Raw genomic sequence first — 24,075 nt, 5'->3', positions numbered from 1 at the left:
AATTTAACACAAAGACTAATCTGGCAATGAAGTAGTGGTAAATTGGCTTATTGACACATTGGTAAATAAATTTTATCTTTGTACCATGAGAAAATTAGCCAACGCAGAATTAGAACGTAAAAGTCTATCCGAATTTAAAGCCGCACAAAAAACACCTATCATAGTGATTTTAGACGACATTAGAAGTTTGCACAATATTGGATCTGTTTTTAGAACTTCTGATGCTTTTTTAATTGAAAAAATCTATTTATGTGGAATAACGGCTACTCCGCCCAACAAAGAAATTCACAAAACGGCACTTGGCGCCACAGAAACAGTTGTTTGGGAATATGCGAAAGACATACTGAGCGTAATTGAAAAATTGAAAGCAGAAAACGTGCACATTTGGTCAATAGAACAAACCGAAAATGCGGTTATGTTAAATGAATTTATGCCCGACGCCGAAACCAAATATGCTTTAATTTTTGGCAATGAAGTAAAAGGAGTTTCTCAAGAAGCTATTAATTTATCGGATGGTGTAATTGAAATTCCACAATTAGGAAGCAAACATTCATTGAATATTTCTGTAAGTGCAGGAATTGTGATTTGGGATTTGTTTCAGAAGCTTCAATAGAAATCTTATTATTTAAACACAAAGACACGAAGTTTTTTCGCAAAGAACGCCATGAATTTGTTATGATTGGCGAAATTCGGGTTTAATTAAGTAAAAAGAGACGCTTTCAGTATGATAAGTTTGGGCAAAAAATCCGTTAAATCAGTATTGAATGGCATTAGTTTTATCCGCGTGCTAATGTAATTTTGTTATTAATCTCATTCAACAAAAACACATAATCTTCTTGATTTTTTACAAAATCTAAATCGGAAACGTCTAAGATTAAAACATTTAAATCAGTTTGTGTTTTAATATAATCTAGATAACCATGGTTAATTTTTTCTAAATATGCTGCAGGTATTTCTTGCTCATAGCTTCTACCTCTTTTTTTAATATTTGTCAAAAGTCTATCGGTATTTTGATATAAATATACATACAAATCAGGCTTTGGCATTTCTTTGTAAATGATATCAAACATCGTTTTATATAACCTAAATTCGTCTTCTTGCAGGGTAACTTTAGCAAAAATCAACGATTTAAAAATATGATAATCCGCTAGTACAAAATCTTTAAACAAATCATATTGCGCTAAATCATCTGTTAATTGTTGGTATCTATCGGCTAAAAAAGACATCTCTAATGGAAAGGCATAACGATTCTGATCTTTGTAAAACTTAGGCAAAAATGGATTATCTGCAAAACGCTCCAAGACCAATTTAGCATTATAATCTTCAGCTATTTTTCCTGCCAATGTTGTTTTTCCAGCGCCAATATTTCCTTCAATTGCTATGTATTTTAAATCATCCCAAACTATTCTTTGCAACGGACTTATCAATGTTGCTGTTTTTTTTATCTCGGAAGCATCATCACAGTCAAACAACAACGTGTCGATACCTATTTGATTTTCAGGATGTATCCAAGCAGGCGCAATTTCTTGCAAAGGATGTAAAACAAAGTTTCGACGTTGCATTTGAGGATGCGGAAGTTGTAACTGAGGCATATTGATAACTTCCGAACCATATGAAATGATATCTATATCTATAACTCTTGGGGTATAACCAGGTGCATCTTGACGAATTCTACCTAATTCTTTTTCAATCTTTAGAATTTTGGTTAAAATTTTTTGTGGTGATTTTGACGAATGAACTAATACTATACAATTATAAAAATTAGCCCCTTCAAACCCCCATGAAGGTGTTTCGTAAACCGAAGAAACCTCAATAACTGTTGCTACTTTTTGATGCACCAAGTCCACACACGTTTGGAGGTTTTTAAGTTTATCCCCCATATTTGTGCCTAACGAAAGGTATATTGGTTGCTGTAAATTCACTTTATTACTTATATAAAATAGCTTTTTGTCAATGTTGCAAAATAACAAACATTTTTAGTTAGATTTTGATGAAAAAATAAATAGTTATGAACATGTAACTTTTTAACACTTTTTACTACCTATAGTGTAGTAATAAAAATATAATAAAAATGAATTTTATAAAGAATGTATTTGCAACTGTAGTGGGAATTTTTTTATTCTGTGTGCTTAGTTTTTTTATTTTAATTGGTATTGGCGCTGCTTTTAGCAGTAGTGAAGATGAAATAAAAATTAACGATAATTCTGTCATCGAGATAGATTTATCAAAAATTGTATTTGATTATGCGGGTCAATACAAAGATGAAAGCCCCTTACAAACTATCTTAGCCGGAAAAGAAAAAATTGGTTTTATAGAAGTGCTTAACGCGATAAAAAACGCCAAAACAGACAATAAAATTAAAGGGATTTCAATTCTAAACAACCAATCACTACTAGGTTTAGCTCAAAGTAAAGAGTTAAGAGATCAATTGGAAGATTTTAAAAAATCTGAAAAGTTTGTTTACGCGTATGCAAATTATTTCACTCAAAAAGAATATTACATTAATTCTGTTGCTAATGAAGTATTTGTAAATCCAGCAGGAGAAGTTGATTTAAAAGGATTAGGAACGGAAGTGTTATTTTTTAAAAATTTTCAAGACAAAACGGGCTTAAAAATGGAAATTATTCGCCATGGTAAATTTAAAAGTGCTGTTGAGCCCTTTTTAGCACAAGGAATGAGCCCAGAAAATAGAGAACAACTTACTGTTCTTTTGAATTCCATTTGGAAAACTATTGCTAAAGATATTGCAAAAAGCAGAAACATAACACTTGCCCAACTTAATACAATTGCAGACAATTTGAGCGCTAGGACGCCTCAAATGGCATTAGAACAAAAATTAGTTGATAAAGTAGCCTATGAAGATGAATACCACGCTTTTTTAAAACAAAAATTAAAAGTGTTAGCTAAAGATGAGTATGAAAAAGTTTCCATCACAGATTATGCTTCCAAAAACGCAATCAATGTTGACGACCTTACAAAAGATGATATTGTTGCTGTGATTTATGCACAAGGTGAAATTAATGGCGGTGAAGGTGATGTAGATTACATAGGAGAAGGTTCAATTAACCGTTCGTTAAAAGAAGCAAGAGAAGACAAAGATGTTAAAGCTATTGTGCTACGTGTAGATAGTCCGGGAGGAAGCGCTTTAACTTCAGAATTAATTTGGAGAGAAATTGAATTAACTAAAAAAATAAAGCCTGTAGTCGTTTCAATGGGTAATTTAGCCGCTTCGGGAGGGTATTACATTGCGTGTGGTGCAAATGCAATTTTTGCTGAACCAACTACCATAACGGGCTCTATAGGCGTCTTTGGCATGTTGCCAAACATGAGTGAATTTGCAACTAAAATGGGAATTAACGCCGAACAAGTTAGCACACACAAAAATGCAAATGGATATACTCCTTTTGAACCTATTTCTGATAATTACAAAACATTTGCTTTAGAAGGAATTGAAACTATTTATAAAACATTTGTAACTAGAGTGGCAACAGGTAGAAAAATGACATTTGCTCAAGTTGATGCTATTGGCCAAGGAAGAGTCTGGACAGGTTCAGATGCTTTAAAATTAGGTTTAGTTGACAAAATAGGGAATTTAGAAGCAGCTATTAAACATGCAGCCACTTTGGGTAAAAGCAACTCATATAGAGTAGAAAATTATCCTGAGTATGAAAAGAATTTCAATGAATTTTTAGAAGGCTTAGCAGGTGCAAAGCTATATCAATCCAAAGAAGCAATGCTTAAAGAAGAATTAGGTGAAGAAAACTACCTACTAATTGATAAAATTAGAAAGATGAAAAAACGAAAAGGTGTACAAGCCATTATGCCTTTCGATATTAATTTTTAGATTTTTTTGAATTAGAAAGCGCCAAACTTAAGTTTGGCGCTTTTTTTGCTAGTATAAGTTGTAAATTTGTATGCTCAAAAATCTAAAACAAAATACTATGTTTAAAAAAATTTTAAAATGGTCAGGTATTACCTTACTGACTCTAATAGTTATACTTGCAATTATTCCTTTTGCATTTAAAAAACAAATCAAAGAAAAAATTGTTGCCTCATTAAATGAAAATGTTAACGCCCGTGTAACACTTGAAGACGTAAACGTTAGTCTCTTAAAAGATTTTCCAAAAGCAACCGTTTCTATAGCTAAAATATGTGTTATTAATCGTGCACCATTTGATGGAGATACTTTAGTTTATTCTGAAAAAATCAATCTTAAAATGGGTATTTCAGAGTTATTTCATGGTGAAAATAAACCTATGAAAATTGATGGTTTTTCAACGGAAAATACAATTTTGAAAATCATTTTCAACAAAGATGGTGTCGGCAACTATGACATTGCTTTAAAGAATAAAAAACCTGAAAAAAGCAAATCAAAAAGCAAGCCTTTTAGCTTAGATATTGAAAAATATGATATTGAAAATTTAAAATTCACTTATCTTGATGAAAGTTCTAAAATGAAATTAATTTTAGATAGTATTTATCATCAAGGAAAAGGAAATTTGGCACAGGACAAATTAGATTTGGAGACCAAAACAAAGGCTAATATGAGTTTTAATATTGATAAGTCAAATTTCTTAAGAAACACTAAAGTTTCTTTAGATGCTATTTTAGGAATTGATTTAAAAAACAGCAAGTATACATTTAAAGAGAATAAGGCACTGATTAATCAACTACCTCTTGAATTTAATGGTTACATTCAAATGGTAGAAAAAGGTCAGATTTATGATTTAGCCTTTAAAACACCCCGTTCAGAATTTAAAAACTTCTTAGCTCTAATTCCTGAACAATATGCTGGAAATTTAGAAGGTGTTGAAACCACAGGAAAATTTGAAGTAACAGGAAAAGTAAATGGTGAATTAACTAAAACCACAGTGCCAAAATTTGATATTGAAATGGCTTCTAACAATGCTTCTTTCCATTATAAAGACTTACCCAAAACAGTAAAAAACATCAACATTGATACACATATTATTAATGAATCCGGAATAGTTAATGATACGTATATCAATATTGCTAATGTTGGATTTGCAATTGACCAAGATGTTTTTAATGCTAAAGCTACAGTTAAAAATATAGTTGAAAATGCAGTGGTAAATGCGGAATTGAAAGGTAGAATCAATTTAGCAAATGTTTCTAAGGCTTATCCCATAAAATTAGAAAAAAACCTAAATGGAATTTTAAAAGCAGATGTGAAAACCGCTTTTGATATGAAATCTATAGCAACCAATCAATACCAAAATATTAAAAACTCGGGAAGAATTACCTTAACTGGCTTCAATTATACAGGTTCGGAAATGGCAAAACCGGTAAGCATTTCAATTGCTGATGTGGTATTTAATCCTTCAAAAATAAATTTGACTAAATTGAATTTAAAAACAGGGAAATCAGATGTAAATGTTTCAGGAATGATAGAAAACTTATATGGTTTCTTATTTAAGAATCAAATATTAAAAGGAACCTTTAATCTAAACTCAAACACTTTTGCAGTAGCTGATTTTATGATGCCTACAACCATAAAAACAAAGACCGGAGACAAAAAGACAGAAGCAGTTAAAATTCCAAGTTTCTTAGACTGTACATTAACCGCTAAAGCCAAAACGGTTATTTATGATAATTTAAATTTAAAAAACGTATCGGGTAGTGTAACTGTAAAAAATGAATCAGTAAAATTAAGCAATTTAAAAATGGATGTATTTAGTGGTAAACTTGAATTGAATGGCTTGGTTTCCACAAAAGGTAAGATTCCAACTTTTGACATGAACTTAGGGCTTAATAAAGTAGATATTCGTCAAACCTTTAGTGCTATGAATACCCTAAAAACTATTGCTCCAATTGCTGATGTTATTAATGGGAAATTGAACTCAACTATTAAATTAAATGGAACATTAAATAAAACCATGTTGCCAAACGTGAATACCTTGTCTGGGAATTTAATGAGTAGTATTCTATCTGGATCCTTGAATAAAAACAATTCTAAGTTGCTGACAGAATTAGACAATACAGCTTCTTTTATAGACTTAAAAGACATGAATTTAAAAGATGTAAAAGTCTCTTTATTATTCAAAAACGGGAAGGTTAATGTTAAACCTTTTACTATTAAACAAAATGATATAGCTGTTCAAATTATGGGAACGCATGGGTTTGACAAAACAATCAATTATAATTTAAAATTTGATGTTCCAGCTAAATATTTAGGCAAAGAAATTGGAAATTTAATTACTAAATTAACACCTAATGCTTCTAAAAAAATTGAGAACGTTCCTGTGAATGCATTATTAACTGGAACATTTCAAAATCCTAAAATCAGTACTGATATAAAACAAGCTACAACTAATTTAGCTACACAATTGGTTAAAATGCAGAAAGAAAAGCTACTAAACGAAGGAACTAACATTCTTTCGAATGTACTAAATGATACTAAAAAGAATACATCAAATGACTCTATTAAAACTACCCCAAAAGATAAAATAACTAATGGAATAAAAGATGGTATTAATAATTTCTTTAAAAAGAAAAAGTAACAATATATTACAAAAAAAGCCCTGCTAAAGCAGGGCTTTTTTTGTAATACTAATATGGTTTATTAAATTACTTAATAATAATTTTTTGTGTATGATTTAGTTGTTCTCCTTCTAATTTTAAAACATACACCCCAGTAGTTAAATTACCTAAATTAAGAGAGTGAGATAACTCAAAATTTGAAATGTTTTGAGTGAACACTTGTCTACCATTTAAGTCATATACTTTAACTTGTAAAGCGCCTGAATAATTATGAATTTGAATATTTACATTTCCATTTGTAGGATTTGGATAAATATTAAATAAATCATTATTTTGGTAATAGTTAGCCGCCAACATGGTGCAATTTGAACCTGTAGCTGCTGTTGAACCAGGAATTGGCTCAGTAAAATCTTCAACCTGATCTTGAACACCTGCTACTCCCGAATTTGCTCCTGAAGTTGCATTAACTCCCATACCTCTTCTTGCAAAAGCATGCCAAATCAAACAATAGTCTTGACCATTTGTTGTTGCTAAATCTGCTTGAATAAGTGCATTTCTGCATTGAATCAAAGTAGGATTTGCAGGTGTTAATTTCATTGCATCAATTACTAAACGCATAACTTTATTATTTCCTCCCGTTCCATTAAAAAGATTGGAATTATAACCATATTTATCAATATAATCCCAAGCTAAATCCCATAACATAACGCACCATATAGACCCTAAACCATGAACATCTATTTGGTCAATACCACTTGAATCTGTAAACCATTGATCATTAGTATCACCAAAAGTATGTGGATTCACAGTCATGTCAGTAGAGTATCTAAATTCTCTAATGCCTGGCCCTGTAATAGCCTGATTAGAAACAAAAGTTCCAATTCCTCTTGCATCATTTCTAGTATCGCCTGGTTTTATTTGCATCATTAACCATGCCCAATCAGACCAGCCTTCTCCTGGTTGTTCGGCAGAATTAAGTCCTGCCCCCCCACCAACTAGTCGAGTTGAAATACCATGTGTATATTCGTGAGCTATTACTCCGTTATCAAAATCACCATCTCCATTAACATAAATTTCAGGAGTTGAAATACTAACACTAATAGAACTCGAAGCTAATGCTGCAATTAATGCTTCTCCATCTGCTTGACTCATGCTTACTACGGGTATTGTAATGTTTGCATCTGCTCCTGACATACCAACATAACCTGCTGTATTATTAACAATAATTACCGCAATTGCACCTGCATTTTGAGCCATTAACGCTTTACTAACAAATGTACATGTACCTCTTCTAATCACAGCTATTTTGCCATTTACCGCAGCAGCATTTATAATTGTTTCACAAGCATCTGAAGTATCAGGAGTACCATCATCAACTAAAACAATAGTATTTGTTAAAGTAGCGGGTGCAACTGGTAAATTGACATGTCCTGGATTGAAAGAATTATCAATAACATTAAACGATGTGTTTGCTAATGTACCTGTGTTTACAAGCAACGTAGAAGGTTTTTTAGAATTCCATACATACATTTGCATTCTTGGCTTAGAACCATCTGATGGAGTAGAAAAGTTAGCGTTATTTAAAGTTGGTGTAGCTGCTTGAGAACCGTCTTGGGCCTCCGCATTTACAGCATCATTACCAGAACCACCTCTTCCAAGATTTTGTGCTTGAAAATTTCTATTCGCTTCATTAAATCCATATTGATACCACAAATCATGCATCATATTATTCATATAAAATAAATTTGTGATAGCGGCATTGATATAAGTAGTGGCTGCCACTGCATTACCTCCATATGTATAATCAAATGTTAAACTAGGATACGTTCCTGCTGAAGCAGGCGCATAAGTTGTGGGTGATGCTGGATTTGCATTTGTATAATCTGAGTAAGCAAAGACATTATTCCCTCTTGTATAATTATAAGTAGTTGTTGTACCACCAATAGTAGTACTTGCATTATGCCAACCATTTGGAGAGGCTGCATTCGTTAATGGTGCAAGAGCGGTTGTTGCTTCCGGATTTGTAATTAACTGTCGAGAAGTATGAAATGGGCTTTCGTAATTCCAAGGAATGACTCTATAATTAGTTGTTCCTGGGGTTAACAACATCGCTGATTGATTATTTTTAAATAATGAAAAACTAATGTTTTTAGTTTTTACACCACTCATACACGTAGCATGATTATGTCTTGGTCCAAAACTACAATTATGTGTCAAATCAAATTTCTCTAAAACATCTCCATTAGTAGCATTTACTTTAATTTTCCATAAATGCTGTGCATTTTGAGAGTAAAATTCAAAAGACCATGTTAATATTAAACTTCCATTTTGACTTGGAAAATAAACCAATTCAGCACTAACTGGATCTTCTGTTAGAAGACCATTTGTTAGTTTGTATTTATTTTTATTTGTTTCTATAATAGACGTAGTTATTTGCTGCTCATTCATTTTTGTCAATGCAGTTGAAAAAGCGGCTACTACATTTAAACCAGGGGTAGTAGTTGTGATTTTTGATGCTAAATCGGTAATAAAACCTTCTGGCTCATTAACAATTTTTCCGTTTTTAATCCAAAAATAAATATATGAATTATCTATTTTTATCCCATTATAGGTTTGAGTTACTAGATAATTAGTAATTCCTGTAGTTTCTGAGCTGGTTTCACTTTCAATTTGCCATTGATTCAATTCGCTGGCATTCAAATGTAATTTTGCTTTATTTTCATTGATATACGCTTGGATTTTTTGCACAGATTCCTGAGAAAATCCTAAAAAACTAATCAATAAAAAAACGTAAAGTAGATTTTTCTTCATAAGTTAAGTTTTTGGTTGTAGCCTCAAAATTAATATTTTATAGTTTATTTCAAAGCTATTTTTAAAGTAATTTATAATTTTAACACAATTATATTTTAGTAGCACTAATGATTTTATACATTTCAATAGCTTTTCCATCTGTTAAAAGAGAAATAAACTGACAAATATTTAATAGTTGTAAGTAAACCGTAGATTGTGAATTTTTATACTTTTTTGGCAATAAGTTTAACACTAAAACATCAAAATTAGTACATTTATTGTTAATGTTATTTACATACGCTGTAATAAAAGTATCCAATAAAGTGTGAATTACTTTATAACCAATAATTTCTTTTTCAATAACATCTTTAGATTGGTAAATATTTTTAACACTAAGATTAATAATATCTGTAATTTGAGCTTTGTACTGACTTTTATCCATTAATGACACATTAAACTCACCTTGTAAAATTGCTTTCTCGTTTTCTAAAAAAATTGAAACCGCATCATTAATTAAACTTCCAATAGCTAATGCCCGGAGGTAACTAATCCTATCTTCTTTTGTTATTAACTCCTTATATTTCTTTGAATCAATAGATTTTTGGACCAATTTTATTAGATACTCTAAGGCAAAATCTTCTTCAATCAAGCCTAATTTGATTCCATCTTCAAAATCAATAATGGTATAACAAATATCGTCAGCTGCTTCTACTAAATAAGCTAGAGGATGTCTTACATAACCTATATCTGGTAATTCTTTATTAGGAAGCAATCCTAGTTCTTGCGCTACTTCTTTAAAAAATGCAACATCTTGCTGGAAAAAGCCATATTTTTTATCACAGATAGCTTTCGTAGGTTTTTTAGGCAAACTTTCTTTTGGATACTTCATAAAAGTTCCTAATGTAGCATAGGAGAGTCGTAAAGCGCCTTCAACACCTTCTCTACTTGAAGTTAGAATGGAAAATCCATTTGCATTACCTTCAAAATCAACCAAATCTTGCCATTCTTTAGTTGTAACGTGTGTTTGATATTTTTGCCCGTTCCCTGTTGCAAAATATTCTCCTATGGCCTTTTCTCCTGAATGTCCAAAGGGAGGATTCCCAATATCATGAGCTAAACAGGCAGCGGCAACTATGGCTCCAAAATCATTTAATTGGTAGCCATGTACCTCTTTTAAATGAGGATATTTTTCAATGATTTTTTTCCCTACTAACCTTCCTATAGACCTTCCTACGACAGAAACTTCCAAACTATGCGTTAAGCGTGTGTGAACAAAATCGGTCTTTGACAAAGGAATAACTTGGGTTTTATCTTGTAAAATTCTAAATTCTGAAGAAAAAATTATTCGATCATAATCTACTTCAAAGCCTAATCTCGTATCGTCTTGTTCTTTTCTAAGTCTTTTACTAGTATCACCCTGTCTTTTTAGCGATAATAATTGTTCCCAATGCATCATAGGAAATAAATTTAAGAAGTTACTTTTACGAAGATACGTAAAAGGATGAAGGTAAAAAATTTATAAAAAACGATTTTATTCTTTCTTATTCGCTTTAAAAAAAACATTTGATTTTTTTGGATATTGCTCGTAACTTTTATCACTAGGATTTTCAATAATAGTCTTAATATTTATTTCATCACCTAATTTAAAATTACTACTTGCATTTTTATAATCCAACAAATAGGGACCACAGAAAAAATTCCCCGCTGCATCTTGTTCCATAATTCCGGTATAAACACCTTTTTTTTCTTTCGACATAATTTAATTCTTTGAATAAAAAAACAGTTTCCCTTAGAAAACTGCTTTTTTATGATTTATTTTATTTTACTTATTATTTATGATCCACACATTTCACAATCCTCGGGGCCTGCGTTTTTAGAACGTTCAATCATGGCTCTAAATTCTTCTGCTGTCATTTCTTCTGGTTCAATCGCTACAGCCGTTGGTTCGGCTTTTTGTTGTTGAGTTACCGTAAATTGAATAGCATTCACAGCTGATTTAGTGCGTAAATAATACATTCCTGTTTTTAGCCCCGATTTCCACGCATAGAAATGCATCGAATTTAACTTAGAAATTGTAGCGCCTTCCATAAACAAATTCAAAGATTGAGATTGATCAATGAAATACCCTCTTTGACGAGACATATCAATAATATCCCTCATGCTCATTTCCCATACTGTTCTGTATAAATCTTTAATGTGCTGAGGAATAGAAGTTATATTTTGAATAGAACCGTTGTTTCGCATAATTTCTTGTTTCAAATCTTCATTCCAAATACCTAATTGAACAAGGTCTTGTAATAAATGTTTATTAACAATAATGAATTCGCCTGACAACACACGTCTTGTATATAAATTTGAAGTATAGGGTTCAAATGCTTCGTTGTTTCCTAAAATTTGTGAAGTAGAAGCCGTTGGCATAGGTGCCAATAATAAAGAATTGCGCACACCATGTTTCATTACTTCTTTTCGTAATGAAGTCCAATCCCATTTTCCTGATAAATCTTCATCTTTTAATCCCCAAAGGTTATATTGAAACTCTCCTTTAGAAATTGGAGACCCTTTAAATGTTGAGTACGGACCTTCTTCTTTTGCAAGTTCCATAGAAGCTGTAACAGCTGCAAAATAGATGGTTTCAAATATATCTTGATTTAATTGTTTCGCCTCGTCACTAGTAAAAGGCATACGCAATAAAATAAAAGCATCTGCTAAACCTTGCACACCAAGTCCTACAGGTCTATGACGCATATTAGAATTTTTAGCTTCTTCTACTGGATAGTAATTTCTGTCGATTACACGATTTAAATTACGTGTAATTCTTTTTGTTACATCATATAAATGTTGGTGATTAAATGCTCCGTTTTCTACAAACATTGGCAACGAAATAGAAGCTAAATTACAAACAGCTACCTCATCTTCAGATGTGTATTCTAAAATTTCTGTACACAAGTTTGACGAACGAATAGTTCCCAAATTTTTCTGATTAGATTTTCTATTTGCCGAATCTTTGTATAACATGTATGGTGTACCTGTTTCGATTTGAGATTCAAGAATTTTTTCCCAAAGTTCACGAGCTTTTATAGTCTTTCTACCTTTTCCTGCAGCTTCATAAGATTCATATAATTTATCAAATTCTTCTCCGTAGACATCATATAAACCAGGGCACTCATTTGGACACATTAATGTCCAAGTTGCATCTGCTTCTACCCGTTTCATGAATAAATCAGAAATCCACATCGCGTAGAATAAATCACGTGCACGCATTTCTTCTTTTCCATGATTTTTTTTCAAATCAAGAAAATCGAAAATATCTGCATGCCAAGGTTCTACATAAATAGCAAAACTACCTTTTCTTTTTCCTCCTCCTTGATCTACATAGCGAGCCGTATCATTAAATACGCGAAGCATCGGTACAATCCCATTTGACGTACCATTTGTTCCTGCAATATAAGAACCAGTAGCGCGAACATTATGAATAGACAAGCCAATTCCACCCGCAGATTGAGAAATTTTTGCTGTTTGTTTTAACGTATCATAAATACCTTCAATACTATCATCTTTCATGGTTAATAAGAAACATGAAGACATTTGAGGTTTTGGCGTTCCGGCATTGAAAAGCGTAGGCGTTGCATGTGTAAAATATTTTTTAGACATGAGTTCATACGTTTCAATAGCCGCATCAATATCATTTAAATGAATACCAACTGAAACACGCATTAACATATGTTGTGGTCTTTCTACAATTTTTCCATTTATTTTTAATAAATAGGAACGTTCTAACGTTTTAAAACCAAAATAATCATAATTAAAATCTCGATTGTAGATGATTGTTGAGTCTAATTTTTCAGCATTTGCCATAACCACTTCATAAACATCATCTGCTAAAAGTGGTGATTTTTTCCCTGTTCTTGGATTTACATAATGGTATAAATCTATCATGGTTTCCGAGAACGATTTTTTAGTATTTTTATGCAAGTTAGACACGGCAATTCGAGCGGCTAATTGCGCATAATCTGGATGTGTTACCGTCATTGAAGCGGCGGTTTCAGCAGCCAAATTATCAAGTTCAGATGTAGTAACTCCGTCATATAAACCTTCAATTACTCGCATAGCCACCTTAACAGGGTCTACAAGTTCATTTAGCTCATAACATAAAATTCGTACTCTATCGGTAATTTTATCAAATGAAACCGGTTCTTTTCGTCCATCTCTCTTTACTACAAACATAACTTATTCTTTTATTTTAATTTAATATAGTTTCTTTTTTTGATAGTGATTAAAAATCAGCATCAAAACTAAATTTATTTTCGTCAGACTCATTAGTCATGACACCTGCTTTTTGATATTCACCTACTCTTTTTTCAAAGAAATTTGTTTTTCCTTCTAACGAAATCATATCCATAAAATCAAATGGATTTGTAACATTATACACTTTTTTACATTGTAATTCTACCAATAATCTATCTGTAACGAATTCTAAATATTGCGTCATAAGTTTCGCATTCATACCTATTAAACTCACAGGCAAACTCTCTGTAATAAACTCACGTTCTATGTCAAGTGCATTTGTAATAATCTCTGTGATTCTTTCTTTTGAAACTTTATTTACCAAATGATTATTGTGTAAATGAACAGCAAAATCACAATGCATACCTTCGTCTCTAGAGATTAATTCATTAGAAAACGTTAATCCAGGCATTAAACCACGTTTTTTTAACCAATAAATCGAACAGAATGCACCTGAAAAGAAAATGCCTTCTACAGCTGCAAACGCAATCAATCGTTCTGCAAAATTTGGAGAATCAACCCATTTTAACGCCCAATCTGCTTTTTTAGCGATGGCTGGGAAATTTTCAAGGGCTTTAAATAATATATTTTTTTCTTTTTCGTCTTTAACATACGTGTCAATTAATAACGAATAGGTTTCTGAATGAATATTTTCCATCATTAATTGAAACCCATAGAAAAATTTTGCTTCTGAATATTGCACTTCACTTACAAAATTTTCAGCTAAATTTTCGTTAACAATACCGTCTGAAGCTGCAAAAAATGCCAAAATATGTTTGATAAAATAACGCTCATCGTCATTTAATTTTGTACTCCAATCTGTAATATCTTGATGTAAATCAATCTCTTCTGCTGTCCAAAAACAAGCTTCCTGTTTTTTATACCAACTCCAAATATCGTGGTGTTTAATAGGAAAAATAACAAATCTATCTTTGTTTTCTTGCAAAATGGGTTCAACTACTGACATAACGGTTTGATTTTTATTAATTTAATTGTATTTTTTATTCTTTTATTTGGGGTTTACAAAGTTTGTCAATTATCCTGAAAAACAAAAGACAAACTTATTCACAATCGGGCAAAGTTTTTAACAAAATGCAAAAAACCCACTTTTTAAAAACTTAAACATATATATTTGATTTTCAGTGTTTTATATTTTAAGTTAAAGACGCAAAAAACGTTCAAACCAATTGAAAAATCAACTCGTTTGAACGTTTTTTAGATGTATTTTTTAGGAATTTATTTTTTTAATTCTGCAGCAACTTTTTCTAATTCGTCATACCATTGTTGGCCAAATTTTCTTACTAAGGCTTCTTTCACAAATTTATAAATAGGCACTTGCAATTCTTTACCTAACGAACACGCATCAGAACAAATATGCCATTTATGGTAATTAACAGCAGCAAAATCCGTGTATTCTTTTACACGTATAGGATATAAATGGCACGAAACGGGTTTTTTCCAATCAACCAATCCTTCATTGTAAGCTTGTTCTATACCACATAAAGCCGTTTTGCCATCAAAAATAACATATGCACAATCTTTTCCATCAATAAGCGTAGTTTCAAACTCGCCGTCTTCGCCTATTACAAATGCACCTTGTTCTTCAATAGCTTGTATGCCTTCTGGTCTTAAAAAAGGTTTTACTTTTGGATAGATACGCGTTAGTATTTCTGTTTCCTCTTGAGTAAGTGGTGCACCAGCATCGCCATCTACACAACACGTACCTTGGCAAGCAGCAAGATTGCATACAAAATCATTTTCTAGTATTTCTTCAGATACAATTGTTTTATGTAATTGAAACATTCGGTAAAAATTAGGTTGCAAATGTACTTAAAAAGTTTGAAGTGTATTCCTAATTATTACTATTGAAAAGGAATACTTATCTTTGCCAAAAAAACACATGTTTGATTGGAAAGATATTTTTACGATAAGTATGATTTTGTTTGCGGTAATTGATATCGTGGGAAGTATTCCTATTATTGTTGATTTGCGAAGTAAAATGGGACACATTCAATCAGAGAAAGCAACGCTGGTAGCAGCTATTATCATGATTGCTTTTTTATTTGTAGGTGAGGAAATATTAAAATTAATAGGCATCGATGCTAATTCATTTGCTGTAGCGGGTTCATTTGTCTTGTTCTTTTTAGCTCTCGAAATGATTTTAGGTATTCGTTTATACAAAGAAGATAATCCAAGTACGGCATCTATTGTTCCAATTGCTTTTCCTTTAATTGCTGGCGCAGGAACTATGACTACTTTATTATCTTTACGTGCCGCGTATGACAAAATTAATATTATTGTTGCCATTCTAATTAATGTATTAGTGGTCTATGCTGTTTTAAAATCTTCTGGCAAAATAGAACGCTTGTTAGGCAACAACGGATTAGGAATTATTAGAAAAATATTTGGTGTTATTTTATTGGCCATTGCTGTAAAATTATTTGCTGCAAATGTAAAAGGCTTATTTGTTTAATTTTATATCTCTATAAAAATGAAAATTTTTTCATATATCATTAGTATAATAGCTTGTGTAACAATTGCTATAAATGCAATGAAAGTTGACATTAATCATCCTTTGGAAGGCGAAAGTACAGTTGCCTTAATAGGAATTGTAGCAGCTTTGTGTGCTATCATTATTGTAATCTTATACCGATTAGCTAAAAAAGTTGACGAAAAAACGAAATAGTTTGAAGTATTAATTTTATAAAACTTTTTTAATCATTTTATCTTTTGGTAACACGATTTGATAATAGGCTTTATCTCCAAAAAGTTGTTTGGTAAACGCAGCGTATAAATAATCTAAGACTTCTGTTTTGTGTTTGACAAGAGTAAATGAAAACCCATTTTGTGTTACATAGCCTTGAAACTGTTTAAAGTACAATGGGTTTTCATAAATTTCTTTTTTCAAAGTAGGTTGCGTAAACTTTTTAAAATACATTCTTTTTGCATCTACTTTTTCAAAAGCAAAATAATTGATAAAATCGGTTTGAAGTAACAACGCCAGTCCTTCCTCATCATGTGAAGCAGATAATGGCACAAAAACATCAGGAATAATACCCCCGCCGCCATAGACAATTCGGCCTTTTTTAGTTTTATATCGCAAACTATCTACAACTTTTATACTGTCTTTTTGATACAATTCGCCCGTAACAGAGCGTTTTTCAAACTCATTAAAATAATTTTTATCTGAGTAGGGTTTTTGAATGCTTCGCCCTGAAGGTGTATAATATCTGGCTACAGTTAGTCGTACTGCTGAGCCATCATCTAATTTCATTTCTTTTTGTACTAATCCTTTACCAAATGTTCGTCTACCTATAATACTTCCTCTATCATTATCTTGAATAGCGCCTGCAAAAATTTCACTTGCCGAAGCCGAATTTTCATCTACTAAAACTGAAATTTTACCTGATTCAAAAATTCCTTTTTCGGTAGCTAAAGATCGTTCTTCGTGCTTAGCTCTATTTTTGGTTTTGACAATTAATTCGTCTTTTTTCAGAAATTCATCTGCCATGGCTACTGCCATTTCTAAATAACCCCCACCATTACCCCTTAAATCTACTATAACTTCGGTCATACCTTGCTGCTTTAACTGTACTAATGCTTGATGAAATTCGGAATACGTGGTTTCAGCAAAACGATTTACCTTGATATAGCCTTTTTTAGGTTGAAGCATAAGCGCAATTTCTACACTTTTTACAGGTATTTTTGCGCGAGAAATAGTTACATTAAATTTTCGTTTTTCTGCTTTTCGATACACGAGTAAGTTTACTTTTGTATCCATTTCACCTTTTAATATGGTGAATAATTGTTCGTTAGTCAGTTTTTTGTTAAACAACTGTTTATTATTTGCTACTAAAATTCGGTCACCCGCTTGAATACCGGCTCTGTATGAAGGACCATTTAATATAGGCTGAAGGACCGTAAGCGTATCTTTATACATATAGAAATTAATTCCTATACCCACAAAATTTCCTTCCATACTTTCTGTAACTTGCGCCAACTGGCTTTTAGGTATATATACAGAATGTGGGTCTAATTTTTCTAAAATACCATTTACCGTTACATCTACAATAGAATCTGTATTGACTTCATCTACATATTCTCGATCAATTAAATCGAGTAATCTATTTATTTTATGCTTCCCTTTTGAAGCGTTAAATAAACTATCTATTTGTAAACCGTTTGACTTTCTACCTAATATATAACCTAAGGCGAAAAGTAGCGCAAAAAGGATAGGTAAATAGATTTTTGAATTAGGTTTACTCATCTAAGTTATTGATAAGTGTGACTTCTATTCCTGCTTTTATTAAAAAATCAACGCCTGAAGTATCTTTATATTCTTCTAAATACACCACACGCTTAATGCCAGACTGATGAATTAATTTACTACAATCTTTACAGGGAGAAAGTGTAATATATAATGTAGCATCTTCACAGGATTGTGTAGAACGAGCCACTTTTGAGATGGCATTCGCCTCGGCATGCAAAACATACCATTTTGTAAAATGTGCTTCGTCTTCACAGCAGTTTTCAAACCCGCTTGGGGTACCATTGAAACCGTCTGAGATAATCATTTTGTCTTTTACTATAATAGCGCCCACTTGTTTTCTTTCACAATAAGAAAGTTTACCCCATTCTTTTGCTATTCGTAAATAAGCCTTATCGTATTTTTCTTTTTTTTCTGCTTTCACGTTAAATTAGTTTTTAACTGTACCAAATTTCATTTTCAATTAGCATAGGTACAACAGCTCCTATGATAAATGATGCAATTATTAATCCCCATTCTCGTTTAGAAAACTTAAATACAGCTTGGGCAATATAAGCTAAAATTAAACCTATTATCACAACAATGAGTTGAGCGACTTCTATACCTAGCGCAAATTCCATAAGTGGAAGTACTTTTTCACTAGGTGTGCCTATCATGATGGTTTTAAAATAATTTGAAAAACCTAATCCATGAATGAGTCCAAAAAACAACGTTACACCAGCTACAAAAGTAACACTTTCTTTTTTAGTAGTTTTGCCAGCCGTAAATAAAGCAAATAAAGCCGTAATTAAGATTGTAACAGGAATAAGGAATTCTACTAAAGAAGCTTTTACAGATACTACATTGTATACCGATAAAACTAAAGCAAGTGTATGTCCTACAGTAAAAATACTTACTAAAAAAAGGATACGCTTCCAGTCTTTAAATGCATACGGACTAATTAATGCCAATAAAAATAATACATGGTCATGGCCCTTGATATCAAGTACATGATTAATACCCATGTTTACATAAATGAAGAATGCATCCATAAATTAAAAATTAGTGCATTCAAACTTACCATTTTTTTTGAAAATAAAAAATGGCTTCCGCTTTTATTTTGTCATAAATGCTTCCGCTTTTTCAACCATGTGTTTTACACCTGCAAAAAAAGGAACACGCTGATGTAGTTCTGTAGGTTGAATTTCCATAATGCGCCCAAAACCATCTGAAGCCTTACCCCCTGCTTGTTCAGCTATGAAAGCCATAGGGTTGCATTCATACAATAGACGCAACTTTCCTTTTGGTGCTTTGGAACTCGTAGGGTAAATGTAAATGCCACCTTTTATCATGTTCCTATGAAAATCGGACACTAAGCTTCCTATATATCTTGACGTATAAGGACGGTCTTCTTCTTCTAACTGGCAGTATTTAATATAATCTTTTACTCCTTGTGGAAAATGAATATAATTACCTTCATTGACCGAATATATAGCTCCTTTTTCTGGAAATTTCATATTGGGATGTGAGAGATAAAATGTGCCAATAGCAGGATTTAATGTAAAACCATTTACGCCATGCCCTGTTGTATAAACCAGCATGGTAGATGTGCCGTAGATCACATATCCTGCCGCTACCTGGTTGATTCCAGGTTGTAAAAAATCTTCTAAAGTAACCGGTGTTCCAATTGGCGTAACGCGTCTAAATACCGAAAATATTGTACCCACCGAAACATTTACATCTATATTAGACGATCCATCTAACGGGTCCATTAAAACTACATACTTATTATTGTGGCTGTTATCGCTACCAGCTACAGTAATAAAATCATCGTTTTCTTCTGAGGCAATACCGCAAACAATTTCCCTATTAATTAACGTTTGAATAAACACTTCATTGGCGTATACGTCTAATTTTTGTTGGTCTTCACCTTGAATGTTTTGATCCCCTGCTGCACCAACAATATCAACCAATCCTGCTTTATTTACCTTGTAATTTACCACTTTTGCAGCTAACCTTATGGAGTTGATAATTCGGGACAATTCACCAGAAGAATATTGAAAGGCTGTTTGATTTTCAATGATAAATTCGCCTAGAGTTGTGTTTTTTTCTGTCATTACGAAAACGTTTGCGTTGTTATTTCATGCAAATATCGTTAAATTTGTTTTATAATAAAATTAATTTCAAAAGTTGTTATTAGTTGTTTATTTTTGCAGGAGTATTCTATTGAAAATACTAATTTTAGCCCCGATTGAAATGGAAATCCTTTTTGTTTATTTTAGAAACAAAAAGATTGTAATGTAAAGCGGGAAATAGCTCTAAAAAATGAAAATAAGAAAAGGAATAGCTGCCGATATGCCAGCCGTGTTGCATTTAATAAAAGAATTGGCTACTTTTGAAAAAGAGCCTGATGCCGTTGTGCTAACTGTTGACGATTTAGTAAGAGATGGTTTTTCAGATGCACCTTCTTTTTACACTTTTGTAGCGGAAGAAGCGGGAGAACTTATAGGTATGGCTTTGTATTATTACAGGTATTCTACTTGGAAAGGCCGTACCATTCATTTAGAAGATTTAATTGTAACCCAAGCTAAACGAGGTACAGGGGCGGGAAAAGCATTATATGAGGCTGTGATAAACGAAGGCTACAACCAACAAGTGCGCCGGATTGAATGGGCTGTTTTAGACTGGAACCAACATGCGATTGATTTTTATAAAAAAAGTGGTGCAAAGGTTTTAGATGATTGGCGGGTAGTACAAATGGATGAGAACGGCATTCAAAAATTTATTACCAAAACAATGATTTAAATACAGTATGAAATCAACATAAACAAACTTGTTTGCAAGCAAACACCATATGACCTTTAAAAAAATAACTATCTACCTATGAAACTATTCAAATTTGGTGGTGCATCTGTAAAAGACGCTGCAGGAATTAAAAATGTAATTAAAGTACTGGAAACGGTAGGCCATGAAGATGTTTTGCTGGTTGTTTCTGCAATGGGTAAAACCACGAATGCGTTAGAAATTGTCGTAAAAAATTATTTTGAAAAATCGAAAGAGTTAAAATCATCTTTACAAGATTGTAAAAAATACCATATAGAAATCATTTTGGATTTATATGGCGACGAAAAACACCCTCATTTTCAAGAAACCTATTCAGCAGTAAACAAACATTTTGAAGATTTAAGCTATTTTTTAACTTCGAACAAATCGCCCAACTATAATTTTGTGTATGACCAAATTGTAAGTTACGGTGAAATCATTTCTACTACTTTAATAAGTTGTTATTTTAACCATAGTGGATTAAGTAATCAATGGCTAGACGTTAGAAATTTTATCAAAACAGATGCGACGTACAGAGATGCCCTTGTTGACTGGGAAGCAACACAAAAAAACATTAGTAAAATCAATAAAAAGAAAACGCTTTTCATTACACAAGGGTTTTTAGGTGCAGATGAAAATAATTTCACTACCACACTAGGTCGTGAAGGTTCAGATTATACAGCTGCTATATTTGCTTATTGTTTAGGTGCAGAAAGCGTTACGATATGGAAAGATGTACCTGGTGTTTTGAACGCTGATCCAAGGTATTTTGAAAACGCCATATTACTCAACCAAATATCCTATAAAGAAGCAATTGAATTAGCCTTTTATGGTGCAAGTGTAATTCATCCAAAAACATTACAGCCCTTACAGAAAAAAGAAATTCCGCTATTTGTAAAATCATTTATTAACCCTACGTTACCAGGAACAAAAGTGAGTAAAGGTGTGGATTTAGAACCACGAACTTCTTGTTTTATTGTGAAAAAAAATCAAATTTTACTTTCACTTTCCTCTATTGATTTTTCATTTATTATGGAAGAACACATAAGTGAAATTTTCCGTTTATTGCATCAGTATAAAATAAAAGTGAGCTTAATACAAAACACAGCCATCAGTTTTTCTATTTGTGTGGAAGATAAATTCAATAAATTTCAAGAATTGAAAGCTATATTGTCAAAACAATTTAAAGTAGCTTACAACGAAAATGTATCTTTGTACACGATTCGACATTTTGATAAGGCTGCAGCCGAAATGGTAGAAAAAAACAAACATATTTTAGTAAAACAAATCAGTCGAGAAACATTACAATTAGTAACAGAATAAAAAAAAGTCCGAAAATTTTCGGACTTTTTTTTATTATTTAGCTTTTTGGGAAGCTTCTATATTTCGTTCAATAGTATGGCCAGGTCTTGACCATTTTGGTTTTTCGCCTAATGCTTGAAACTTAGAATCTTCTGCTTCAACCGTTTGTGGTTGCATTAGTTTGATAAATGGTTTTTGTGGTTGTAACCCCAGTAATTCAAACATTTTCATGTCTTCATTTACATCAGGATTTGGCGTAGTTAATAATTTATCTCCCGCAAAAATTGAATTGGCTCCTGCAAAAAAGCAAAGCGCTTGTCCTTCTCTACTCATTTCTGTTCTTCCTGCCGAGAGTCTTACTTGTGTTTCTGGCATTACAATACGTGTAGTAGCAACCATTCGAATCATGTCCCAAATTTCAACTGGTTTTTGTTCTTCAAGCGGTGTGCCTTCAACAGCAACTAAAGCATTAATTGGCACTGATTCTGGTTGTGGATTTAACGTAGCTAAAGCCACTAACATACCTGCTCTATCTTCTATGCTTTCGCCCATTCCAATAATTCCACCACTACAAACAGTGACATTTGTTTTTCTAACATTGTCAATTGTTTGTAAACGATCTTCAAAACCCCTTGTAGAAATTACTTCTTTGTAATACTCTTCAGAAGTATCTAAATTATGATTATAGGCATACAAACCTGCTTCTGCTAAGCGTTGTGCTTGATTTTCGGTTAACATGCCCAGTGTACAACACACTTCCATGTCAAGTTTATTAATTGTTCGTACCATTTCAAGCACTTGGTCAAACTCAGGCCCGTCTTTTACATTGCGCCACGCAGCTCCCATGCACACTCTTGAAGAACCCGATGATTTAGCTCTTAAGGCTTGTGCTTTTACTTGATTTACAGACATTAAATCATTGCCCTCTAAATCTGTATGATATCTTGCAGCTTGCGGACAATACCCACAGTCTTCTGGGCATCCTCCGGTTTTTATTGATAATAAAGTAGAAACTTGAACTACATTTGGGTCATGATTCTCTCTATGAATAGTAGCCGCTTCATATAATAATTCCATTAATGGCTTATTATAAATAGCCATTATTTCTTCGGTGGTCCAGTTATGCTTAGTAATACTCATATTATTTTACTTTTAATTTACTAATATAGGCTAATGCATCTATTTTATCTTGGTGTAATTGATTTTTCAAAATTTCTAAAGATTCGAATTTTTGTTCGTCTCTTAACTTTTTCAACATATGTACTTTTATTGAAGCATCATAAATTGTTTCTTCAAAATTAAATATATGCACTTCAATTAACAAATTTTGTCCATCAATAGTTGGTCTTTTGCCAATATTCATCATGCCATAATATGCTTTATTTTCAACATAAACAGCAACCACATACACACCAATTTTTGGTATTAATTTATAGGTTTCCGTGAGGTATATATTAGCTGTTGGAAACCCAATAGTTCTCCCCAATTGATTTCCTTTTAGCACTTTTCCAGACAACTTATAAGGGTACCCCAAATATTGATTAGCCAACTCAATGTCTCCTTCTTGTAAAGCCATTCTAATTTTTGTTGAACTTATTGCTATAGCATTTATTTGTTTGGCAGAAATTTCTTCCACTTCAAAGCCAAATTTAGCACCAAATGCTTTCAAATCATTAAAATCGGCAGCTCTATTTTTGCCAAATTTATGATCATATCCAATAATTATCTTGGCCACATTAAATTGATCTACTAACACTTGCTTTACAAATTCTTCGGGGGTCAATTCTGAAAAAGTATGATCAAATGGATGGATAATAAAATTATCTATTCCTATTTTTGAAAATAATTCTTGTTTTTCAGCAATCGTATTTAACAATTTTAACGTTGACGTTTCTGAAATGACAGCACGTGGATGCGGAAAAAAGGTAAGTACAAGACTTTCTAAATTTTCTTTTTTTGAATTATCAATTAAATGCGCAAGAATAGCTTGATGTCCTTTATGTACACCATCAAAAGTACCTAAGGTAACAATTGTTTTTTTCTGAGTTTTAAACTCGCCTATATTTGAAAATACTTTCAAGGATTTAATTTTACTGCAAAAGTAAATTTTTAATGTTAAATTTACTAAA

Annotated in this window: 20 protein-coding genes; 7 read left to right on the top strand and 13 right to left on the bottom strand. The window is 32.2% G+C overall.

Annotation, left to right across the window (positions count from 1 at the left end; translation table 11 throughout):
• Nucleotides 1-85: 85 nt before the first annotated feature.
• On the top strand, nt 86-613 hold the full coding sequence (locus RF683_RS01610) for an RNA methyltransferase (protein WP_309532485.1): 528 nt from the start codon (nt 86-88) through the stop codon (nt 611-613).
• 163 nt (nt 614-776) lie between these two features.
• On the opposite strand, the gene folK is transcribed toward RF683_RS01610, so the two are convergent.
• Entirely contained in the window at nt 777-1,922 is a 1,146-nt protein-coding gene (folK, locus tag RF683_RS01605; RefSeq protein ID WP_408733687.1) for a 2-amino-4-hydroxy-6-hydroxymethyldihydropteridine diphosphokinase, read from the bottom strand.
• A 149-nt stretch (nt 1,923-2,071) separates the two neighbouring features.
• On the opposite strand from folK, the gene sppA reads away from it, so the two are divergent.
• Both sppA and RF683_RS01595 read left to right on the top strand, forming a co-directional pair.
• Nucleotides 2,072-3,844 carry a signal peptide peptidase SppA gene (gene sppA, locus RF683_RS01600; protein ID WP_309532483.1) on the top strand — a complete coding sequence of 591 codons (1,773 nt, stop codon included), beginning with the start codon at nt 2,072-2,074 and terminating at the stop codon, nt 3,842-3,844.
• A gap of 97 nt (nt 3,845-3,941) precedes the next feature.
• Nucleotides 3,942-6,521, top strand: a complete 2,580-nt coding sequence (locus tag RF683_RS01595; RefSeq protein ID WP_309532482.1) for an AsmA-like C-terminal region-containing protein — start codon at nt 3,942-3,944, stop codon at nt 6,519-6,521.
• A 67-nt stretch (nt 6,522-6,588) separates the two neighbouring features.
• On the opposite strand, the gene RF683_RS01590 is transcribed toward RF683_RS01595, so the two are convergent.
• The 6 genes from RF683_RS01590 to RF683_RS01565 all read right to left on the bottom strand — a co-directional run bounded on the left by RF683_RS01590 (nt 6,589) and on the right by RF683_RS01565 (nt 15,378).
• Nucleotides 6,589-9,312 carry a T9SS-dependent M36 family metallopeptidase gene (locus RF683_RS01590; RefSeq protein WP_309532481.1) on the bottom strand — a complete coding sequence of 908 codons (2,724 nt, stop codon included), beginning with the start codon at nt 9,310-9,312 and terminating at the stop codon, nt 6,589-6,591.
• Between the two features lie 88 nt (nt 9,313-9,400).
• Nucleotides 9,401-10,744, bottom strand: a complete 1,344-nt coding sequence (locus RF683_RS01585; protein WP_309533183.1) for a deoxyguanosinetriphosphate triphosphohydrolase — start codon at nt 10,742-10,744, stop codon at nt 9,401-9,403.
• 78 nt (nt 10,745-10,822) lie between these two features.
• Nucleotides 10,823-11,047 (bottom strand): hypothetical protein, encoded by a 225-nt coding sequence (locus RF683_RS01580; RefSeq protein ID WP_309532480.1) that lies wholly within the window; start codon nt 11,045-11,047, stop codon nt 10,823-10,825.
• Nucleotides 11,048-11,124: 77 nt separating this feature from the next.
• Nucleotides 11,125-13,515 (bottom strand): ribonucleoside-diphosphate reductase subunit alpha, encoded by a 2,391-nt coding sequence (locus tag RF683_RS01575; RefSeq protein WP_309532479.1) that lies wholly within the window; start codon nt 13,513-13,515, stop codon nt 11,125-11,127.
• A 49-nt stretch (nt 13,516-13,564) separates the two neighbouring features.
• Nucleotides 13,565-14,542, bottom strand: a complete 978-nt coding sequence (locus RF683_RS01570) for a ribonucleotide-diphosphate reductase subunit beta (protein WP_309532478.1) — start codon at nt 14,540-14,542, stop codon at nt 13,565-13,567.
• Nucleotides 14,543-14,811: 269 nt separating this feature from the next.
• Nucleotides 14,812-15,378 carry a DUF3109 family protein gene (locus RF683_RS01565; RefSeq protein ID WP_309532477.1) on the bottom strand — a complete coding sequence of 189 codons (567 nt, stop codon included), beginning with the start codon at nt 15,376-15,378 and terminating at the stop codon, nt 14,812-14,814.
• A gap of 97 nt (nt 15,379-15,475) precedes the next feature.
• Between RF683_RS01565 and RF683_RS01560 the strand changes: the two genes are divergently transcribed.
• Both RF683_RS01560 and RF683_RS01555 read left to right on the top strand, forming a co-directional pair.
• A complete protein-coding gene (locus RF683_RS01560) occupies nt 15,476-16,048 on the top strand; it encodes a MarC family protein (RefSeq protein WP_309532476.1) in 573 nt (190 codons plus the stop codon).
• An 18-nt stretch (nt 16,049-16,066) separates the two neighbouring features.
• Entirely contained in the window at nt 16,067-16,261 is a 195-nt protein-coding gene (locus tag RF683_RS01555) for a hypothetical protein (protein ID WP_309532475.1), read from the top strand.
• Between the two features lie 15 nt (nt 16,262-16,276).
• Here RF683_RS01555 and RF683_RS01550 read toward each other — a convergent pair whose 3' ends face one another.
• From RF683_RS01550 to fbp, 4 genes are all read right to left on the bottom strand, one after another.
• The gene (locus tag RF683_RS01550; protein WP_309532474.1) at nt 16,277-17,842 is read right to left on the bottom strand and encodes a S41 family peptidase; all 1,566 of its coding nucleotides are present in this window, start codon (nt 17,840-17,842) and stop codon (nt 16,277-16,279) included.
• On the bottom strand, nt 17,835-18,266 hold the full coding sequence (locus tag RF683_RS01545) for a deoxycytidylate deaminase (protein ID WP_309532473.1): 432 nt from the start codon (nt 18,264-18,266) through the stop codon (nt 17,835-17,837). The genes RF683_RS01550 and RF683_RS01545 overlap by 8 nt, the downstream gene beginning before the upstream one ends.
• Before the next feature lie 13 nt (nt 18,267-18,279).
• The gene (locus RF683_RS01540) at nt 18,280-18,873 is read right to left on the bottom strand and encodes a HupE/UreJ family protein (RefSeq protein WP_309532472.1); all 594 of its coding nucleotides are present in this window, start codon (nt 18,871-18,873) and stop codon (nt 18,280-18,282) included.
• 63 nt (nt 18,874-18,936) lie between these two features.
• Nucleotides 18,937-19,938, bottom strand: coding sequence for a class 1 fructose-bisphosphatase (fbp, locus tag RF683_RS01535; protein ID WP_309532471.1), 1,002 nt, complete (start codon nt 19,936-19,938; stop codon nt 18,937-18,939).
• 208 nt (nt 19,939-20,146) lie between these two features.
• On the opposite strand from fbp, the gene RF683_RS01530 reads away from it, so the two are divergent.
• Nucleotides 20,147-20,626 (top strand): GNAT family N-acetyltransferase, encoded by a 480-nt coding sequence (locus RF683_RS01530; RefSeq protein ID WP_309532470.1) that lies wholly within the window; start codon nt 20,147-20,149, stop codon nt 20,624-20,626.
• Nucleotides 20,627-20,704: 78 nt separating this feature from the next.
• Nucleotides 20,705-21,967, top strand: coding sequence for an aspartate kinase (locus RF683_RS01525; protein ID WP_298656198.1), 1,263 nt, complete (start codon nt 20,705-20,707; stop codon nt 21,965-21,967).
• 33 nt (nt 21,968-22,000) lie between these two features.
• On the opposite strand, the gene bioB is transcribed toward RF683_RS01525, so the two are convergent.
• Nucleotides 22,001-23,086 (bottom strand): biotin synthase BioB, encoded by a 1,086-nt coding sequence (gene bioB / locus RF683_RS01520; RefSeq protein ID WP_309532469.1) that lies wholly within the window; start codon nt 23,084-23,086, stop codon nt 22,001-22,003.
• 1 nt (nt 23,087) lies between these two features.
• Nucleotides 23,088-24,026, bottom strand: a complete 939-nt coding sequence (locus RF683_RS01515; protein ID WP_309532468.1) for a bifunctional riboflavin kinase/FAD synthetase — start codon at nt 24,024-24,026, stop codon at nt 23,088-23,090.
• Nucleotides 24,027-24,075 lie beyond the last annotated feature (49 nt).

The organism is Flavobacterium sp. 20NA77.7 (genome assembly GCF_031326205.1).
GTDB classification, from domain to species: domain Bacteria; phylum Bacteroidota; class Bacteroidia; order Flavobacteriales; family Flavobacteriaceae; genus Flavobacterium; species Flavobacterium nakdongensis.
Note: the sequence above shows the minus strand (reverse complement) of the source record. Positions and strands in the feature narration are given on the sequence as shown.

Bases quoted from the DNA above. Each gene is read 5' to 3' on its own strand.
- RF683_RS01610 (WP_309532485.1), top strand. From the start codon at position 86: ATGAGAAAATTAGCCAACGCAGAATTAGAACGTAAAAGTCTATCCGAA.
- sppA (WP_309532483.1), top strand. From the start codon at position 2,072: ATGAATTTTATAAAGAATGTATTTGCAACTGTAGTGGGAATTTTTTTA.
- RF683_RS01595 (WP_309532482.1), top strand. From the start codon at position 3,942: ATGTTTAAAAAAATTTTAAAATGGTCAGGTATTACCTTACTGACTCTA.
- RF683_RS01590 (WP_309532481.1), bottom strand. From the start codon at position 9,312: ATGAAGAAAAATCTACTTTACGTTTTTTTATTGATTAGTTTTTTAGGA.
- RF683_RS01585 (WP_309533183.1), bottom strand. From the start codon at position 10,744: ATGCATTGGGAACAATTATTATCGCTAAAAAGACAGGGTGATACTAGT.
- RF683_RS01580 (WP_309532480.1), bottom strand. From the start codon at position 11,047: ATGTCGAAAGAAAAAAAAGGTGTTTATACCGGAATTATGGAACAAGAT.
- RF683_RS01575 (WP_309532479.1), bottom strand. From the start codon at position 13,515: ATGTTTGTAGTAAAGAGAGATGGACGAAAAGAACCGGTTTCATTTGAT.
- RF683_RS01570 (WP_309532478.1), bottom strand. From the start codon at position 14,542: ATGTCAGTAGTTGAACCCATTTTGCAAGAAAACAAAGATAGATTTGTT.
- RF683_RS01565 (WP_309532477.1), bottom strand. From the start codon at position 15,378: ATGTTTCAATTACATAAAACAATTGTATCTGAAGAAATACTAGAAAAT.
- RF683_RS01560 (WP_309532476.1), top strand. From the start codon at position 15,476: ATGTTTGATTGGAAAGATATTTTTACGATAAGTATGATTTTGTTTGCG.
- RF683_RS01555 (WP_309532475.1), top strand. From the start codon at position 16,067: ATGAAAATTTTTTCATATATCATTAGTATAATAGCTTGTGTAACAATT.
- RF683_RS01550 (WP_309532474.1), bottom strand. From the start codon at position 17,842: ATGAGTAAACCTAATTCAAAAATCTATTTACCTATCCTTTTTGCGCTA.
- RF683_RS01540 (WP_309532472.1), bottom strand. From the start codon at position 18,873: ATGGATGCATTCTTCATTTATGTAAACATGGGTATTAATCATGTACTT.
- fbp (WP_309532471.1), bottom strand. From the start codon at position 19,938: ATGACAGAAAAAAACACAACTCTAGGCGAATTTATCATTGAAAATCAA.
- RF683_RS01530 (WP_309532470.1), top strand. From the start codon at position 20,147: ATGAAAATAAGAAAAGGAATAGCTGCCGATATGCCAGCCGTGTTGCAT.
- RF683_RS01525 (WP_298656198.1), top strand. From the start codon at position 20,705: ATGAAACTATTCAAATTTGGTGGTGCATCTGTAAAAGACGCTGCAGGA.
- bioB (WP_309532469.1), bottom strand. From the start codon at position 23,086: ATGAGTATTACTAAGCATAACTGGACCACCGAAGAAATAATGGCTATT.